Source organism: Dickeya sp. Secpp 1600, assembly GCF_003049805.1.
GTDB classification, from domain to species: Bacteria; Pseudomonadota; Gammaproteobacteria; order Enterobacterales; family Enterobacteriaceae; genus Dickeya; species Dickeya fangzhongdai.
In genome coordinates this window covers 117,164-134,807 of record NZ_CP023484.1, presented here as the reverse complement: position 1 = coordinate 134,807, position 17,644 = coordinate 117,164, and the positions used below count along the sequence as shown (strand labels likewise).

16 protein-coding genes are annotated in these 17,644 nt (G+C 58.0%); 9 read left to right on the top strand and 7 right to left on the bottom strand.

The annotated features are described in order from the left end of the window. The first annotated feature begins 64 nt into the window (after positions 1–64). The 8 genes from CPA59_RS00565 (at position 65) to CPA59_RS00530 (ending at position 7,172) form a co-directional block, all read left to right on the top strand. The gene (locus tag CPA59_RS00565) at positions 65–496 is read left to right on the top strand and encodes a VOC family protein (protein WP_038920600.1); all 432 of its coding nucleotides are present in this window, start codon (positions 65–67) and stop codon (positions 494–496) included. Further along, entirely contained in the window at positions 493–1,626 is a 1,134-nt protein-coding gene (locus CPA59_RS00560; RefSeq protein WP_049855300.1) for an acyl-CoA dehydrogenase family protein, read from the top strand. Before CPA59_RS00565 ends, CPA59_RS00560 begins: the two co-directional genes overlap by 4 nt. A 1-nt stretch (position 1,627) precedes the next feature. Next, a complete protein-coding gene (locus CPA59_RS00555; RefSeq protein WP_038920602.1) occupies positions 1,628–2,140 on the top strand; it encodes a hypothetical protein in 513 nt (170 codons plus the stop codon). A gap of 93 nt (positions 2,141–2,233) precedes the next feature. Then, complete coding sequence (locus CPA59_RS00550) at positions 2,234–3,157, top strand: 3-oxoacyl-[acyl-carrier-protein] synthase III C-terminal domain-containing protein (RefSeq protein WP_107758502.1); 924 nt, start codon at positions 2,234–2,236, stop codon at positions 3,155–3,157. Between the two features lie 100 nt (positions 3,158–3,257). Next, positions 3,258–4,394 carry an acyl-CoA dehydrogenase family protein gene (locus CPA59_RS00545; RefSeq protein ID WP_038920604.1) on the top strand — a complete coding sequence of 379 codons (1,137 nt, stop codon included), beginning with the start codon at positions 3,258–3,260 and terminating at the stop codon, positions 4,392–4,394. Next, positions 4,378–5,235, top strand: a complete 858-nt coding sequence (locus CPA59_RS00540; protein ID WP_255412258.1) for a hypothetical protein — start codon at positions 4,378–4,380, stop codon at positions 5,233–5,235. The genes CPA59_RS00545 and CPA59_RS00540 overlap by 17 nt, the downstream gene beginning before the upstream one ends. Before the next feature lie 57 nt (positions 5,236–5,292). Continuing rightward, on the top strand, positions 5,293–6,243 hold the full coding sequence (locus CPA59_RS00535) for a 3-oxoacyl-ACP synthase (protein WP_107758500.1): 951 nt from the start codon (positions 5,293–5,295) through the stop codon (positions 6,241–6,243). 281 nt (positions 6,244–6,524) lie between these two features. Then, complete coding sequence (locus tag CPA59_RS00530) at positions 6,525–7,172, top strand: GIN domain-containing protein (RefSeq protein WP_049855295.1); 648 nt, start codon at positions 6,525–6,527, stop codon at positions 7,170–7,172. On the opposite strand, the gene CPA59_RS00525 is transcribed toward CPA59_RS00530, so the two are convergent. The 5 genes from CPA59_RS00525 to CPA59_RS00505 form a co-directional block, all read right to left on the bottom strand. Further along, positions 7,160–7,918 carry a 4'-phosphopantetheinyl transferase superfamily protein gene (locus CPA59_RS00525; protein WP_236883925.1) on the bottom strand — a complete coding sequence of 253 codons (759 nt, stop codon included), beginning with the start codon at positions 7,916–7,918 and terminating at the stop codon, positions 7,160–7,162. The two genes, CPA59_RS00530 and CPA59_RS00525, sit on opposite strands and share 13 nt — an antisense overlap. Further along, positions 7,887–9,206 (bottom strand): two-component system sensor histidine kinase VfmI, encoded by a 1,320-nt coding sequence (vfmI, locus tag CPA59_RS00520; RefSeq protein ID WP_023638054.1) that lies wholly within the window; start codon positions 9,204–9,206, stop codon positions 7,887–7,889. Before vfmI ends, CPA59_RS00525 begins: the two co-directional genes overlap by 32 nt. Further along, positions 9,199–10,599, bottom strand: coding sequence for a two-component system response regulator VfmH (vfmH, locus tag CPA59_RS00515; RefSeq protein ID WP_038920611.1), 1,401 nt, complete (start codon positions 10,597–10,599; stop codon positions 9,199–9,201). The genes vfmI and vfmH overlap by 8 nt, the downstream gene beginning before the upstream one ends. Positions 10,600–10,802: 203 nt before the next feature. After that, the gene (locus tag CPA59_RS00510) at positions 10,803–13,244 is read right to left on the bottom strand and encodes an ADOP family duplicated permease (protein WP_107758499.1); all 2,442 of its coding nucleotides are present in this window, start codon (positions 13,242–13,244) and stop codon (positions 10,803–10,805) included. A gap of 4 nt (positions 13,245–13,248) precedes the next feature. Then, positions 13,249–13,956, bottom strand: coding sequence for an ABC transporter ATP-binding protein (locus CPA59_RS00505; RefSeq protein ID WP_038663661.1), 708 nt, complete (start codon positions 13,954–13,956; stop codon positions 13,249–13,251). 624 nt (positions 13,957–14,580) lie between these two features. Between CPA59_RS00505 and vfmE the strand changes: the two genes are divergently transcribed. Further along, positions 14,581–15,144 (top strand): AraC family transcriptional regulator VfmE, encoded by a 564-nt coding sequence (vfmE, locus tag CPA59_RS00500; protein ID WP_038663664.1) that lies wholly within the window; start codon positions 14,581–14,583, stop codon positions 15,142–15,144. Between the two features lie 63 nt (positions 15,145–15,207). On the opposite strand, the gene CPA59_RS00495 is transcribed toward vfmE, so the two are convergent. Together CPA59_RS00495 and CPA59_RS00490 are read right to left on the bottom strand one after the other, a co-directional pair. After that, positions 15,208–16,296 (bottom strand): alpha/beta fold hydrolase, encoded by a 1,089-nt coding sequence (locus tag CPA59_RS00495; RefSeq protein WP_107758498.1) that lies wholly within the window; start codon positions 16,294–16,296, stop codon positions 15,208–15,210. Beyond that, a complete protein-coding gene (locus CPA59_RS00490; protein WP_038920614.1) occupies positions 16,283–17,638 on the bottom strand; it encodes an MATE family efflux transporter in 1,356 nt (451 codons plus the stop codon). Before CPA59_RS00490 ends, CPA59_RS00495 begins: the two co-directional genes overlap by 14 nt. Between the last annotated feature and the right edge of the window lie 6 nt (positions 17,639–17,644).

Here is a 17,644-nt window from a genome sequence, read left to right as displayed (position 1 = left end):
AGGCATAAAAAAAAACCTCTGTCGCCGGTAGTCTGGTACAAACGGTATTGACGGGGGAAAAGTCATGAAATTCAGCCATCTTGGATACATCGTCAGAAATAGTGATACCACTATTGCGGCAATGGCGACTTTTTTCCCGCATATCACCGTGCACCGCAAAAAAGTCAGCGCGCAGCAGATTTACGTCACCTTCATGAATACCACCCGCCACGATATGCAGATTGAACTGGTGGAACCGCTGCCGGAAAACCGACTGCTGAGCGGCATGCTGGACAAGGAAAACAAAGCGTGCCTGCCCTACCACATCTGCTTTGAAGTGGATGATTTCGATAAAAAATATCAGCAGTTGCGCGACGATGGCTGGCTGGCGCTGACGCGCCCGTTTCATGCCTATCCGCAGGGGCCGCTGGCCAGCCACCTGTATAAACCGGAGGCTGGCATCATGGAGATCATGTCCGGCAGTACCAATCTGATCGCACAAGGAGAAACCGCGTGAATGATTACGCCCTTTTCCTTGAGCCGCTAAAACGCCTGATTGAAGACACCCTACCCGAGGGGCGTCATCTTGGCGGGCAAATAGATATCGCCCCGGAGAAAGCGCGCCTTACCGCGCAGTATTCGCTGGCGCCGATGCTCAATACGCTGGGCGTGCCGGCCGACTACCGGCCAGCCTGCTGGCTGGAAGATGATGGCGTCGCCCTGCGAACGCTGCCGTTGCCGCTACGGTGCGAAGCCTATGAATCGTTTGGCTACATCGACCCCAACCTGCTGTTCGCCGCGCCGGGGCCCGGTATGGCGGCGCTGGTGGTGGAAAACATGGGCAGCCAGGAACAGCAGGATGCGTTCTTCTCCCAGTTTAGCCGCGAGTTGACCTGGAGCTGCTTTGCCATGACCGAGCCGGAAGTGGGCAGCGATGCGCAGCAAATCCAGACCAGCGCCATCAAGGTAGACGGCGGCTGGCTGATCAACGGCGAGAAGTATCTGATCGGCAATGGCGTCATTGCCGACACCGGAGTGCTGTTTGCCCGCACCGCATCCGGTCCGCTCGGCATCAATGTTTTCACCTTTGCGCCGCGCCATCAGGATGGCGTGTTCGCCGAACGTATCCCGATCAACGGCGTACCGGGCTGCAACGTGTCGCATCTGACCTTCCGGGATCTGTTCGTACCGGACAACGCGTTGCTGGGGCAACACCTAAGACCGACCGAGCGTTTTGCCCGCTCCGCGATGGTAACCTTCGACTCGCTGCGTCCTTGCGTCGGCGCGATTGCGCTCGGCGTCGCCCGCTCCACGCTCGACCTCGCCCTGCAGCAACGCTGGGCCACGCCCCGCTCCGCCTGGTTGCTGAAAGCCCGGCGGCAGTTGCAGGCGGCTATGTCGCAGGCACGAATGGTCTGCAAACGTTTCGAACTGGGGGAAACCTGCGGGCGCGACGCCGGGCTGGCGAAAATCACCGCCACCCGGGTGGCCGAGCAGGTGGTCATGGCGGTCATTCATCATGCGCCGCCCGCCGCGCTGGGCGAATATCCGCGTCTGGCGAAAGCCTGGCGTGACGTGAAAGCCTTCGAGTACACCGAAGGCACCACCTTTATCCACCTGATTAACCACGGTTATCGGGGGGCATAGCATGGCATACCCGGCGTTGGTCCCCGTTAGCCGTTCGATAGTACAGGAGACCGGTAGTCTGGCGGTGGAAACCCGCGCCACCCCGTTGACGGCGGAGCAGCATGCCCTGCTGTCTCCCTGGTTTGCCCTCAATCATGCCGACCCCGCTATTCCCTGGTTTCTGCATGAGCCCGTCCACAGCGACGAATTCGGCCTGCATGCCGCCAACGTCATCGCGCTCTGCCGTCATTTTTGCGCCAGCCATGCCAACAGCGTCCTGCTGTACGAGTATTACGGCGCGCCGCTCCAGTTCCGTACCCCGCTGCTGCAAAGCCTGCTCTATGCCGCGCCGGGTTTTCATCACAGTCTGGGGATCAAGGCGCAAGGGCGGATACAGGCCGAGCGTGATTTGGCCGGTACGCTGCTGGACCACGACGGCGCCGTGCTTTATCTGAGCGATCCGCTGCGCCGCATCAGCCCGTGCGCCGACGCCGAGCCGGTCGTCTACCGTTACTGCCGGCTTTACCCGCGCTAGCCCCGTCGCGCCGCTACCATGACACGCTCCATATCATGACACCGGACACGCTGTTCGCCCTTTTTCCCCCCGCTAACCGCCAGGAGTGCGCTTGTGCTAGGACACCTTGAGGCGATAGAAGTCGCGTTTCCGCCCGAAATACAATCACTGGACGAGGTCGCGCAGGAAGTCGGCCTGACCCGGCTTGATGTCCGCATGTTTGACCGTTTTTACGGGTTACGCCGTTTTCACGGCGGCCCCGGCACGCTGGACGAACTGCTGACGCCGGTGATCGACCAGATGCAGCACAGCCGACCGCAGGCTTTCGCCGCCATCAGCCATGTCGTGCACTGCCATACCGTACCTTGCGTGCGGGTGTTTGAAACCGTGAGCCAGACGCCGTCCTGGCTGGATCGCTTTTCACCCCAGACCGAATTCGCCAGCCTGACCATGGGCCACTGCGCCACCCCGCTCACCGCGGCGGAATGGCTGCTGAAACAACTTTCGCCCGGCGGCTTCGGCCTGATACTGATCGGCGAGAAAGCCTTTCACCCCAGAGTCAGGCTGATCAAAGACACCACCCTGATGGGCGAAGCCGCCTGCGCGGTGCTGTTGAGCCGCCAGGGCGACGGCCCGGCGATCCTGAGCCGTTATACCGGTCAGGACGGACGCTTCAGTATTCAGAAAGGCGCTGACGAGCACGAGACCTCCGACTTTGGGCAGCATTATATTGATTTTACCTGCCAACACCTGCAGGCAGCGCTGGACAAAGCCGGCGTAACCATTGATTGTATTGACTGGATCGCACCTCATAACGTCAATCTCTCGTCGTGGCATCGTCTGGCGCAGTTGATGAATTTTCCACGGGAGAAAATCTTTCTGGAAAACATCCCGCGCTATGGTCACTGCTTTGGCGCCGACCCGTTTATCAACCTGCGCCAGTTGCAGCAACAGCAGCTGCTGTGCAAAGGCGATACCGTGCTGCTGGTCAGCGTGGGGCTGGGCGCGACCTACTCATCGTTACTGATCAAGATTTAACCAAAACGCAATATCGGGCAATACACCACTGCTATTCCCGATAAGGTACATAATTATCGTGCGAATGGTATTTTTTGCGACTCGACTAACAGGACAGAACATGAAGGCTCTTACGTTCAGTAATGTATTAAAAGAATTGGATGCACTGGGCGAAAAATTACGGCAGGCGGCCAGTCAGGTAGAATCCGATCGTAGCCGGGCGTTATCCTGTCTTGAGGATGAGTTGCTTTATACCATCGCCTACATTGGCATTCCGCCCGAATTCATTCCGTTCCGGGGCTGGGACTATCAGGCCTGCCACTATAGCGATCACATCGACATGCTGGAGTACCTTAGCCGCTTTGACGCCAGCGGCCTGATGATGTTGCCCGGCGCTTCGCTGTCGGCGCGAGCGGTCACGGTGCTGGGCACGCCGGAACAACAGGCGTTCTTCTTCTCCCGCTTTAACCAACCGCCTTGCTGGGCGTTTTTTGCCGTCACCGAGCCTGAAGTCGGCTCCGATACGCAATCGATCACTTCCTCGCTGACGCCGACCGATAACGGCTACTTACTTAACGCCCGCAAGAAATTCATCGGCGGCGCTCAACTGGCGTCCGTCGGGCTGGTTTTCGCCCGCGAAGGCAACCTCCAGCGGCTGGTGATGGTGGAACCGGAACAGGCCACCGCCCATATGACGATCACGCCGCTTGAGCAGTTCGGGCTACAGGGTTCTAACCTGACGGAAATCGAGATCAACGGGCTACCGATCACGCCGGATCGCATTCTGGGTTATGACCGCAAAGGACTGAATCAGGGGCTGACCGCGCTGGGAGAAGTGTTTGAACGCCACCGCCCGATGGTCAGCGCAATGGCGCTCGGCACCGCCTACGGGCTACTGCGCGTGCTGGACGACACCACGCTGAACGCTGAACAGCAACGCTGGCGCGCCCAGCAGTGGCGCACTTACCATCTGCTGCGACAGCAGTTGTCGGAAATCGCCGGGCGCTACCAGTCCGGTCAGCCGCAATACCACGCCACCAGCCAGTTGAAACGGCGCTGTACCCTGTTCGTGGAAACGGTGGCGCACCGTATGCCGCATCTGCTGGGCGAGCAGGCGTGGCTGGAAGACGCGCCGTTACGCCGCCGCTGTCGCGACGCGCTGGCGTTCGAATACATGGAAGGCACCGCCAATATCCATCTGATGAACAGTTTCCGTTGCTACACTGCCAGGGGAGGCGTCTGTGCCCACGTATCTTGACCCACGGTCGATACTGCACCGCCGCTTTACGTCGCCCGCCAGCATGCCGCGGCAGGCGATCAGCCCGGCGCAGGAGTATTACTGGCACAGCTACGCCACCCGGTTCTTCGACAGCAACGGTCTTGACTGGCATGAGAGGATGGCCAACCTGCAATGCGGCAGCCGGACCAGCGACCTGACATCGTTCATCAACATGATCGGTCAGTTGCTGCCCGTTTATCGGGCCAGAAACGATCTGTCGCATATCGACAGCGTGCTGATGGCGCACTGGACGCCGGACTTACATCTTGGCAGTTCGGTGATCAACTATGTGATCGAATCGCTCAGGCTGCCGGCCTGTCTGGCGCTGACCATCAGCGATCGCGGGCCGGACGCGGCGCTATTCGCGCTCTCCAGCATCGCCAATTGCCAGCAGGAAGACGACCATGATTCGCTGTTGCTGATCGCCGACCAGAGCAGCCTGCCGTATCACTCTTCCCTGCTTGAATCACTCGCCCCGGAAAACAACGCCTGCCTGTTTTCCGTCAGTTGCCATGAGCAGCCGCTGCGCTATCAGGGTTTCTATCGCCATCCTCAACCCGCGGCCGACACTCTGGCGCAAACCGTAGCCCAGTTATGCCAACGCTTTACGCTGCGGCAAGACCGCTTATGCGTGGTGGCGGAGCCGCTGCTGTTGGCGGCGCTGCCGCCGGCGCTGACCGGCATCGCCACCAATCCGCATCTGGTGTGCGCCGCGCCGTTTGTGGCGCTGGCGGAAAATTACCAGCCAGGCTGCGACTATCTGCTGCTGGTTCATTATCAGGACAAGCTCAGCGCCGTCGCATTGCAGGGAATGGAGTAATTGCAAGGGGTTAAGTAATTGCTAAGGGGTTAAGTAATTGCAGGGAGTAGAGTAACAGTGCGTCTGACCCGTTTTGTGACCTGGGTGCCGGAGCAGAGACTGAACGCCAGCGAGATTATTCGCGCCGCAGGCGCCAGCGCCTCGGAAGCGCGGGTTTTCTCGCAACTGTTCGGCTTTCGGCAGGTAGCGGCGCTGGGTAGCGACGTGTCGCTGGCCTCGGTGTTCCACCGGCTGCTCAGTGAGCTGCAGCGCCAGTCGCCGCACCCCGATCGCCCGGCTGATGTGCTGATCTACGCCCACGGCATGCCGGTGCAGGCGGCAGAGCGACAACCCTGGCTGGCTCAACTTGGCCGTGAGCATCCGTTTATTCGCGATAGCGCCCCCTGCTACGAACTCGACCAGCAAAACTGCGCCACGCTATTTTGGGCGCTGGCGCTGGCCCAACGGCTGCTGTCGCAACAACGAGCCAAGCGGGTGGCGATCATTGCCGGCGATACCTTCGCAGCCTACCCGGTGCAGGAACGTTATGTGCCGGGGTGCTCGCTTGCCGGCGATGCCTTCGCGGCGCTGTTGCTGGAAGCGGAACCGGACGGATTGCAACTGGAGTCAGTCTTCATGACGCAACGCGCCGAGTTCCATGAGGGGTTGTACGGCAGCGCCGAGGCGCTGAAGGCTTTCTATCTGGCCCATGACTACATGGTCAACACCGCCCTGCAAGGCGCAGTTTCCCGGCAAAGCGACGCAGAACGACGCCAGTTGTACCTGCTGCCGCACAACGTCAATCGGTTAAGCTGGCTCAATTATTCCCGTCGTCATCAACATCCGCTGGAAAACATTGCGCTCGGTCTGATGCCGGATATCGGACACTGCTACACCGTCGATCCGCTGCTGTTGCTACCGGCCGCGTTGCCTGCCATTCAGTCCGGCAAGCCCCACGTCATGCTGTCCGTCGGGCTGGGCGCCTGGATCGGCAGTTGCCGAATCCGATACGCTGACGCGCCGATCTGACGCTGTGCGGCCTTGCCGCACTATTTAGCCGCATTTATCAGAATAGTTCTCAATTTCAGACAAAAATGGATAATTCCGCTATGCATAATAGTCATCAGGGAAAGCTTTCGCTGGCTTGCCGGCGATAAGAGACAAGGATGTAACTGAACCGCCCCGACTGAACAACGGATGAATGATCAGACGGGTATCGGCCAGACAAGGATAAGCTGGCCGCGGGTTCCCTCCTGATACAGGACGTCAGGCTGGCATAGCAGGGATAGCAACGGAAAAGGGGGAGAGGAATGAAGGCATTGCTTTGTTCCGCGCTGGCGCTGCTGCCATTGATGGCGGCCTGTTCTCCGGCGAATCAGCAAAACGTGGAAGTGCCCTCCTTTACGACATTGGATGTCAGCCGTGGCCTGAGCGTCACGTTGGTTTGCGGTAATGGATACCGCGTGGAGGCCAGCGCCAGACAGGATGTTCTGGAGAAGCTGGTCATCCGCCCTCAGGGACAGAGCCTGGTAATCGAAAACCACTCCAGCGATGACAATATCCTGCGCGATCACAGCGTTGCGATCACCGTCACCATCAGTGCGCCGATTAATACGATCAAGGCGCAGTCAGGCGTCAAAATGACCGTTCCCGCCTGCGCGGTCTCACCCGACACATTCACAGTCGACGGCAGTATGGGCGCGGAGATCAATGTCGCGGGCAACACGCGTCAACTCGACCTGTCGCTGGCGATGGGGTCCTCTTTCAATACCCATGAACCAGCTTTTTCGGCGCAAGAGGCCGTTGTGAATATCGCCATGGGCGTAGACGCGCGGTTATGCCATGTGCGGCAACTGAGTGGAACCGTCACCACCGGCGCCAGAGTTCGGGTAGCGCCGGATACGCTGGTTCATACCAGCAACGGCGTAGCCAGCCTGATAGACCATCACGGCTGCTGAAGCGATGCGCTGTTTCCCGGCGCCTCGCCCTGCAGTATCAGCAAGCGCCACGCATCCGGCACGATCGATTTCGCGGGGAACAGGCAGTAGCTGAGCGCTACGGACGGCGCCCCCGCAATCCACGCCTCATCCAGCCAGCAATCGCTAATCTGCCCGTCATCCGCCACCCGGAGAGCGCCCTGACTGTCGGCCAGACAGCTGAACGACGCCAGCGATTTGTGCAGCCCTAATCCCAACGCTTTGATATAGGCTTCCTTGCGGCTCCACAAACAGGTGAACGCCGGCAGGAATTGCGCGTCATCCAACGAGTCCAGCCAGCGGATTTCATCAGGGTGAAAGAAACGTCTGGCTATCGACCGCTTACGGCTCGCATGACCCTGACAGCTTTCCACATCCACGCCCACCGGGCTGTGGCGCGCAAAAGCGAAGGCAAAGGCGCTATGGGTATGAGACAGGTTGAACTGAATAGTCGGGTGCTGCGGTAAAAACGGTTTGCCATGCGGGGTGCGCTCAAAGCGTAATGCAGTAGCCTCCTGCTGACACAGCGGCGCCAGCAAATTACGCAACATTCCTTCCGCCAGCTGGCGGGACGCCAGCGCCGTATCCGGCGGTACGCCGCAGGCCTGACGGGCCTGAGCGACGACTACCGGACTCGCCAATTGCGCACGCGGCACCACAATGCAGTGGGGATACGGCCATGCTCTCGCCGTCAGGTCATCCCAGCGGCAGGAAGATATTGACGACACAGCCTTCTGCATCCTTACGGTTCTCCAGCGTCAGGTGCCCGTCATGGCCTTCGACAATCTGCCGGCACAGAATCAGCCCGATGCCGCTGCCATGCGTTTTGGTGGTATAAAACGGCACGAACAGGTTTTCGATATTCGCCACCCCTTTGCCTTGATCGATAATCTCGATATGCAGTTGCCGGGCAATCACTTTCCAGCGCAGCACGATTTCACCCTGCCCGGGCGCCATTGCTTCATCGGCGTTTTTCAGCAGGTTGATGAACATCTGCTGCATTTGATTGGCATCGACCATCGCCTGCTGCGGCGCGTCCCCGGAAAGAACCAGTTTGCGCTGTGGGAACAGCATCGCCATTTGCATCATCAGCCCGGCGATATCGCATGGCTGTTTGTTGGCCGGCGGCAGACGGTTCAACTGACGATAACTGCCGACAAAGGTGATCAATTCGCGGGCGCGATTGTTGATGATTTCCATGCCGTTGACCAAATCCGGCGCCGCCTGATGCTGATTATCCTTACGGAACACCTGCAACAGCGTCTGGCTGATGGAGGCAATCGGCGTCAACGAGTTGTTGATCTCATGGCTGATCACCCGCAGCAGGTTCTGCCAGGTTTTCTGCTCTTCGTTACGCAACAGCTTGCTCACGTCGCTAATGAATAACAGATGGTTTTGCCGGCCGTCTTCGATAAAGGAATCGTGACGAATCTGGAACATTCCCCGTGTACCGGGGAAACGCCAGTCGACCGGCTCGGCATCGGACGGCTGCTGCAACAGCCCTTCCAATCCGAACTCCGCCGCCGGTTGTCCCACCAGCAGTGATAACGGTTTGTTGACCAGCGCCGCCGCCGCGTCGTTGCACCAGATGATGCGCCGCTCCGCATCCAGCGCGAACACGCTGATATTGATATTGGAGATCACCTTGTGCAGCACATAGTAGGTTTCTTTTTGCTGCTGACGGCTGCGCGCCATCGTGCCGGAAAGCTGGTTAATCTGACGGATCAGGTTATCAAAGGCGCCTTTGTCCTTGGTCACGCCGCGCAGGCTGAAGTTTTCCTGCTCCAGCGCTTCCAGCAGGTTGGACACGACGTGGATCTTGCCGTTCAGTCGCTCGGAGAAAGTAAAGCTGCTGTAGACCAGACACAGAAAAATGATGAAGACCGTCAGTATTTTCAGGTACACCGACTGGTCGGGAAACAGCCATAGCAGGAAATACCCCAGCAAGCCGGCAATCGCTGCGACATTGAATGACAACAGGTGAGGAGGCTCAAAGGAGGAGTCGAGTTTACTCATGGTTAATCTTGTATTTTTCCAGTCGTCGGTAAAACGCACTGCGGCTCAGGCCCAGCGAACGGGCAGCCTTGATGGCGTTGCCCTCAAACTTCGCCATACGCTGACACAGCAGGCGTTCTTCAATATCGGCCAGCGTCGCCTCGGAGGCCACTTCCGGCTCGGCTTTCGCCACTTTCTGCGGCGCGCCAGGCAGTGACGGAAAGATATCGTCACTGTTCAGCCGGGATGCTCCGCACAGCAACACCGCCCGCTCCAGCAAATGACTCAGTTCGCGGATATTACCCGGCCAGTGGTAACCCGACAGCGCCGCCTGCCCGGACTGGCTGAGTCCCGGCGCCGGCTTGTTGTATTTTCTGGCGTAGCGGTCAATGAAATTCAACGCCAGCGGCATGATATCCTGCTGCCGTTCCACCAGTGACGGTACGCGTAACTCAATGGTGTTGAGACGATAATAGAGATCCTGACGAAACGTCCCTTCCGCCACCCTGACATCCAGTTCAGCGTTGGTGGCGGCGATAATACGGCAATTGGTTTTCAGCGTACGGGACGAGCCAACCCGCTCAAAACAACGCTCTTCCAGAATACGCAGCAGCTTGCTTTGCTGGGTCATCGGCAGATTGCCGATCTCATCCAGAAATAGCGTCCCTTTATCCGCCAGTTCGAAACGCCCGACGCGGCTTTCCCGGGCGTCGGTAAATGCGCCCTTCACATGGCCGAACATCTCGCTTTCAAACAGGTTTTCGTTGATGCAACCCATGTTTACCGACACCATGTTCTCGTCACGGCGCGGAGAAAGCTGATGAATGACCCGGGCCAGCAGGCTTTTACCGGTACCATTCTCACCCAGAATCAGGATGTTGGTCTCGGTTGCGGCCACCTGCTCCACGACCCGCATTAACTGTTTCATCGGCGCGGATTCCACCACCCACTCGCCATTGAAATTGTCTTCCAGTTCCAGCTTCAGCAGTTTGTTTTCTTCTTTCAACCGCTTGCCGGAACGCTGGCTGAGGCTAAAGGAGATCTGCTGGCGAATCACATTCAGCAACCGCTCGTTGTCCCAGGGTTTCTGAATAAAATCCACCGCGCCCGCCTGCATGGCGCTCACCGCGATATCGACGCTGCCCCAACCGGTCATCGCCACCACCGGCAGGTATTCGTCGTAACGCTTTATCTCTTCCAGCAACACCAGCCCTTCCTGCCCGGACGTGGTATCCCGCTGATAGTTCATATCCATCAGGATCAAATCGAAATCATGCTGGGACAACTGAACGGGCACCTGCTCAACGGCGGAAGCGAGAGTGACCTGATAGCCTTCCATGGACAGTAACATCTGCAGGCTGGCCAGAATATGCGCGTCATCATCAACAATCAGGATATGTTGCTTATCCGCCATATGGGTCCTTATCACGCTGGTTCATACTGAAATTTCACACTGACAGGCGCCGCCGCAGGAAAACTCCCGCCGCGACGCCCCTTACAGCATAATCGATCCGTGGTAACTATTAACGGCTCTGTTGCGGGAAACTGGAGCGCCAACCGGTATCCTGACATGAGCGCCAGCACTGGCGCCACTGGCAGCATACCGCCCGCTCCCGTTTATTCATAACGTATCGCATCACCCGGTTTCATCATGATGACGCGCCGGGATGGGATCCAGGTAGCGAGTGTGACGATGATAACGATAAATAAGGCCACACCGCCAAACAGCAGCATGAAACCGCCACCGCCGTCACCATATACCCGGTTAATCTTGGGCGCGGCGAAAATCGCCAACGGCAACCCGAGGGCCAGACCGGCTAACAACTGCCGCAATCCGGAGAACATGAGCATACTCAGCAATCGGGTGGGCGTCGCGCCCAGCGCCTGCCGAATACCGATTTCCTGGGTACGCTGGTTAATCGCGTGCTGCGTCACACCATAAATACCGCTGGCAGCCAGCACCATGGCGGCGGCGCCAAACAGCAAAAACAAATTGGTGACAAACTGCACGCCGACCGTATTACGAGCCAGTTGTTCGCTCAACGTCTGCGGTTGGGTGCTTTCTATCGCCGACCCTAACTCATTGAGCATATTAAACAACGGTTTTGAAAACCGTTGCGGCTGCGGCGCCTTGAGCATAATAGTCAGCGACGGATTGACCTGCCGGAGCTGCATCAGGGAACGGTACACCGTTGGGCGCGTTTTGAACTCGCTGAACGGCCGCCCGTGAATGATATGCGAAACGACGCCTACCACGGTAAACCAGCGGTAGTCATTGCCGTCCCGAAAACGCAGCCGCTTGCCAATCACCGTTTTTTCATGCGGCCAGTATTTCTTGATAAACGAATCGCTCACCACGGCAACCGGCAGCGTGGTATCGGTGTCGCCGTCGGCGAATTCCCGCCCATTCAACAGCTTCACGCCCATCGCCGTCAGACTGCCTGGCATCACGCGCACATCGTTCACCAGCGAATAGGACAAGGCGTCTTGCCCATCCTGTTCCATATTTTCCGTTACCACCTGATGAGGAAAGGTGAACTGGCCCGGCGCGCTGGAGGTAAGCCCGCTGGCTTGCACGCCGGGGATAGTGCCCACCTGCTCAAGCAGTTTGAGATACAGCTTCCGGCGGCTGCCGTCATCGGGGTAACTATCCTGATCGACATTGATTTTCGCTACCAGAAAATGATCGATAGGCACGCCGTAATCGGCCTTGGTGGCGCGCATTACCAGAAATAACAACAATACGCTGATACACAATATCGAACAGGACAGCGCCACCTCAATCACCACCAGCGTCCGGCTGAAGCGACCAGTTTTACGCCCCTGATCGCTGTTAACGCCGTCACGCAGCGCGTAGGCAAATTTGCCGTTGGCGATTTTCCACGCCGGCAGCGCGCTGGTGATCAGCGACGTGGCGAGAATCAGGACGACAGCATCCAGAATTACGCTGCCATCCAGCGACAAATGCCACCAGACCGGCACCTTGTTCGGTACGAATTTAGGGAAGATATAGTTGGTGATATCCAGCCCCCACGACGCCAGCAGTACACCGATAACGCCGGCGATGGTGCTGATGATCAGGCTTTCCCACAGCATCTGCATCACCAACCGTGATGTCGGGGAACCCAACGCCATACGAATCGCTATTTCCCGGGTACGCTGATTGGAACGCGCCAACAGCAGGTTGCCCACATTAAAACAGGCAAGCAGCAGGATAAACCCCACTGCGGACAGCATGACAAAGAAGGTCTGAGCGGTTTCCTCTCCGGTAAAATTCTCCTGGAAGGACAGCACATTCGCCGAAATACCTTTATTAACCTTAGGGTACTGACGCGCCACCTCCTGCATCAGGCCATCGAGTTCGCGGCTGGCGGCAGCGGTATTCCCCCCTTTCGGCAACCGCCCGAACACAAACACTTCCGGGGCCAGCTCCCGGTCAGGAAAGAGTTTGGGGTCAAGGCGCGAAGGGAGCCACAGGTCATGGTAGAAAGGGAAGGCAAATCCCTTAGGCATCACGCCGACCACCCGGGTGTTGCTGCCGTTCACCTTGACGGTTTGATTAAGGATATCGCTGCGGCCATTAAAATAACTTTGCCACAACAGGTAGCTGATTACCGCTACCGGTTCGGCGCCAGGCTGCATGTCCTGCTGATTGAAAGCTCGACCGAGAAAAGGAGAGACACCGGTATAACCAAACATGTCCGGCGTGTTGTACACCGCGATATACCGGACCGATTTCTCCTCATCCTTCAGGTCGGCGTATTCCGCATAAAAATAGCTGATATCTGTCAGTTTCGTCGCTTTTTGCCGGATGAGTTCGTAATCCAGAAAATTCAGCCCTGAATCATTCAGGCCTTCGCCGTCCACATTCGGCGTCACCATCACCATGCCTTCCCCCTTCGGATACGGCAGGGTTTTGTACATGATGGTGTTGATGACGGAATACATATACAGCGCCAGCCCCAACCCGCAGGCCATCACGGTAATGGTCAGCACGCTGAATCCGGGGCTTTTGAGCAGCAGACGCAGGGCGTAACGGATATCGAACCATAAATTCATCGTGTTATACCGCCTGACGCAATTGTCCGTTTTCGCCATCGGCCACCACCTGCCCGTCAGACAGCACAATGGTGCGCTGGGCGCGCATGGCGGAACGCGGGTCATGGGTAACGATACAGATGGTCGCGCCGTCCTGATGCAGTTCATCCAGAATATTCATTACCGCTTCGGCATTGGCGGAATCCAGGTTTCCGGTCGGTTCGTCCGCCAACAGCAACGACGGCTTGCCGACAATGGCTCGCGCCACCGCTACCCGCTGTTGCTGACCGCCGGAAAGCTGTGACGGGTAATGGCGCACCCGGTGCGACATGTTGACTTTTTCCAACGCCTGGATGACCCGCGCTTTCTGCTCCGATCGCGACAGGTCATTACGGTAAGTGAGCGGCAACGCAACGTTTTCCGCGATAGTCAGGTCGCTTATCAGATTAAACGACTGAAAGATAAAGCCGATTTCCCGGTTACGCAGTCGAGCCATTTCCCGGCGGCCGATGCGTTCAACATCCGTGCCGTTCAACCGATAGCGCCCTTCCGTTGGCGTATCCAGCAACCCCATGATGGACAGCAGCGTCGATTTCCCACAACCGGACGGCCCCGCGATAGAGACGTATTCTCCCGAGTGAATAGAAAGGTTTATCTTGCTAAGGGCATGCGTTTCAATTTCATCGGTAAGGAAGATTTTATGCACATTATCAAGTTGAACCAGCACCGTCATGGGAAATCCTCAGTGTATAAATAGAGTCAGCCTTCCTGAGGCCGAGGGTATCTTACAGGCAGCAGGCCACTCACTTTTATCTCTGGTTTTAAAAATGTGTCCAAAATACCTCCACCTGTCCATGACGACGCCTCTTTCCTTCTGCTGACCAGCTCTCCATGCCGTTTCCCGTTCATCTGCGTCATACCGCACGCGCACGGTCTTCGTAAACGCCGGTGCTGCGCCTTTTTCTAACAGCACAAATCATACCAATTACATCCTGATCACGGCCGGCACCCGCTCGCCGTGCAGCCGGCGGGCCTCCGGCAACCGATGCGTACGTCGGCTTCCTATCGGCACGGCGTGTCGTACCCCCGGCCCGTGGCAGGGTAGCGCATCAGGATTGTCATTTGCGAGACGAAAAATCCCATGTTCGGCACAGCCCGATCCCATAAATGGGACGAGTTACAGGTAGATGTAAGTATTTCCCTTGAAAAACAACCCTTCACAACATGGCACACAATTTGCGTTAGACAGATCGCACATCTGACCAAAGGACAATAATTAACCACTGACTTCGCCGCTGTAAGGATTTTTGGATTTAGCTGGACCAGACACGGGGAATCTATTTTTTGGGATGACACCATGAGCTTACAGAACACCTACGCCCATACGTTGGATAATGATATTTTCAACAACAACCTGATTCAGGATATGTACCGCCGTCACCCTAATTTGAGAAAAACGCTCGCAGCCAATAATAAAGCCACCAGCCTGGCGGGAATTATTGACTATATCATCGACAATATCGGTAACAATATTACGCTGGAAGATCTTGAAGACGTCAGTGGTAAATCAAAATTTGATATTTGCCGTCTTTTCAATCAGGTCTATAACATTACGCCGATGCGCTGGATTTGGCGTGTACGCCTGACGCTGGCAAAAGAGATCATTCATATTTCGCCCAACTGGTCGCTCACCGATATTTGCTATGCCTGCGGTTTTTCCTCGCTGCCGCACTTTTCCCGTTGTTTTACCAAGACCTACAACATTCCGCCGCTGAAGTATCGCAAAGCGGTTTCGCAGGAACGGGAAAACGAACAGCCGCGCACCCTGCAAAACATGAGCTTCGATATTATTTTCGGCAAACAGCGTCATCTGTTCTCGCGTCACGTGCTGCTGGATAATATCCAGAACCTCTGTAATTAAACCCCCGATAGAGCCCGCCGTCACCGATGGCGGGCTCGGCTGATGCGCCAACTCTCTGCAATATCATGCCCGCTTTGACGCCACCGACATCGGACCGTACCGCGACGGCTCCGCGCCATCAGCCATTATCGAATGCTGAATGAGTGGTGGAATCTGTCTTTCAGTTCCCGCTCCGGCGTCAGATAAAAACGACAGAATGCGTTGATGTACCTGGGGGCTGCGTAAAATCCCCAGATGGCCCAGCCCGCGGGTATAGAACACGTCGCTGCGGGCAAACGCCCGGTGGATCTCGTCCGCCACCTCCGGACGGACGCGCACATCCTGCCAGTCATGGCAAATCAGCGCCGGGCAGTCGAGCGTGCGGTAGAGCGCCTCGCCGACCTGATCGGGATGAAAACCAAAGCGCTGCGCATAAATCGCTTTCATGGGCGCCGCCAGCGACGCCGACACCGAAGCGCCCGCCAGAAACCGGTCGATCATCTTGCCGAAATTGTCCGGGCTAGCCAGCAACACCAGCCGCTCCGCCGCCAGTCCCTGCGCCAGCGCCAGGCTACACACCAGACCGCCGCTGGAATGCCCGACCACCGCACAGAACGGTCCGTAGCGCTGCCCCAGCCGGATAATCAGACTGGCCAGTTCATAGTTGGACACCCGTTTTCCCTCAGACAGCCCGTGCGCCAGCAGATCCGGCATCACCACGCCGTATCCCTGCGCTTTTAGCGCCTCGCACAACGGCCGGAACATGATGCCGCGGCCCTCCCAGCCATGTACCAGCAAGACGGTTTTTGCCGGCGTATCCGCAGGCGGCGGCACCCAGCGAAACACATACACGTTCTGGTGTTGAAAACAGACCGTCTCCTGCCGAAAGCCGGCCAGATATTCGTGGTCCATCTGCTTGTAAGAGATGTAACGCGTGGTTTCAAACAGATGCAGCAGATAGCGCGCCGCCAGATGCAGCGAACAGCGCTCCAGCAACCACAAATCCGCCAGACGCAACGCGCGGCACAGCCGGATGTAATGCGTTTCCGGCTTAATCCGCACTTTAAGCAGCAGCGACGGGCGACGCCCGAGCTTCACCAGCACACGGTAGTAGTTGTACTGGACGAGCGTCGCCAGCCACATCAAGGGGTAGCACAGGCTATACAGCAGCATCCCGTTCTCCCAACGCGCTGGCCAGCAACCGGTACTCACGCAGGAACACCGCGGCGTACAGCAGGCTGAACGCCACCATCAGGCCGGCAATCGCCTGCACGTCGTTAAGGTAGCGATGCGCGGTCAGCGCGACCGCCACCATCAGCAGTTCCAGCATCAGCGTAAAAATCAGCACCCGCTTTCCCCGCTCCATCTGTTCCAGCAGCGTTTGCAGCGCCGCCACCAGCGAGGTGAGGAAGAATGTCGGCAGCAACAGCAACAGTAACGTCTGGCTGGATTGCCGGATCGCCTCGTCATTGGAGAACCCGGCCAGAATACCGTCGCGCACCCAGCATACGCCGGCAGTCAACGCCAGATAGGCCAGCACGATAAGCCAGACGCCATTGTTCAGCAGGCTCGCCAGCAGCGGCGCGGCATGGGTTTTGAGGCGCTGGTTCAGCAAAATGGCGATGGCGGAGCCGGTCGCCACCGCCGGAATGATGAAGAACGCCCGCAGCTTTATCACGATCAGGAACGCAGGCAAGAATCCCGCGCCCAGCGCGGCCACCAGCGGAAAAATCACCATCGAACTGAGGAACACCACCAGCATGGAAAAGCCTACCGGCAACCCGGCGTTGGTCAGCAAGGCCAGCAGGCGAGGCGCGAACGCCTGCGGCCGCTCATCCGGCACCGGTGTGGCGACCCGGCGCAGCGCCCGCGCCGCCAACGGCAGCAGCACTAGCGCCGGAACGCTGTTTGCCAGCAGCACGGCATCAAAACCAAGCCGGTAGACGTGAAAACCCAGGTAACAGCCCGCGGCGTTCAGCAGCACATAGCCGCACATCAACGTCATGGCCGGCACGGTTCGCCCCTGTCCGCGCAGCGCCGCGTTGCACATTTCCAGCGCCAGAAACGGCGTCATCGACAACAGATACCCCGGCGCGGCGCTCTGCATCCACGCCAGATCAGGGCTGTTCATCCAGCCGGACAGCGGCGATGCCAGCACCCGGCACAGCAACGCCGCCAGCGCCGTCGTCAACACGCCGGCGCCGGCGAGCCACAGCGTACTGTGCCAGATGCGCTGTCGCGGCCAGTCATGGCGGGAGCGGGCGCTGAACACCTGATTCGTGATCGCCAGACATTCCAGAATGGCGATAAACAGGAAGTTGAACGGCTGCAAAAAGGAGAGCGTCAGCAGCGTCTGGCTTTCGGTACCGTTGCCCAGAATCGCAATCTGCATATTCTGAGACAGCGACACCACTACTGCGGTCACCATCATCGGCCAGGCCAATGCCATGATCTGCCGCATATCCCCACTCGCAGCCGGGGCAGCTCTGGACATCACACGCGAGATCAGGCTCATCGTCCT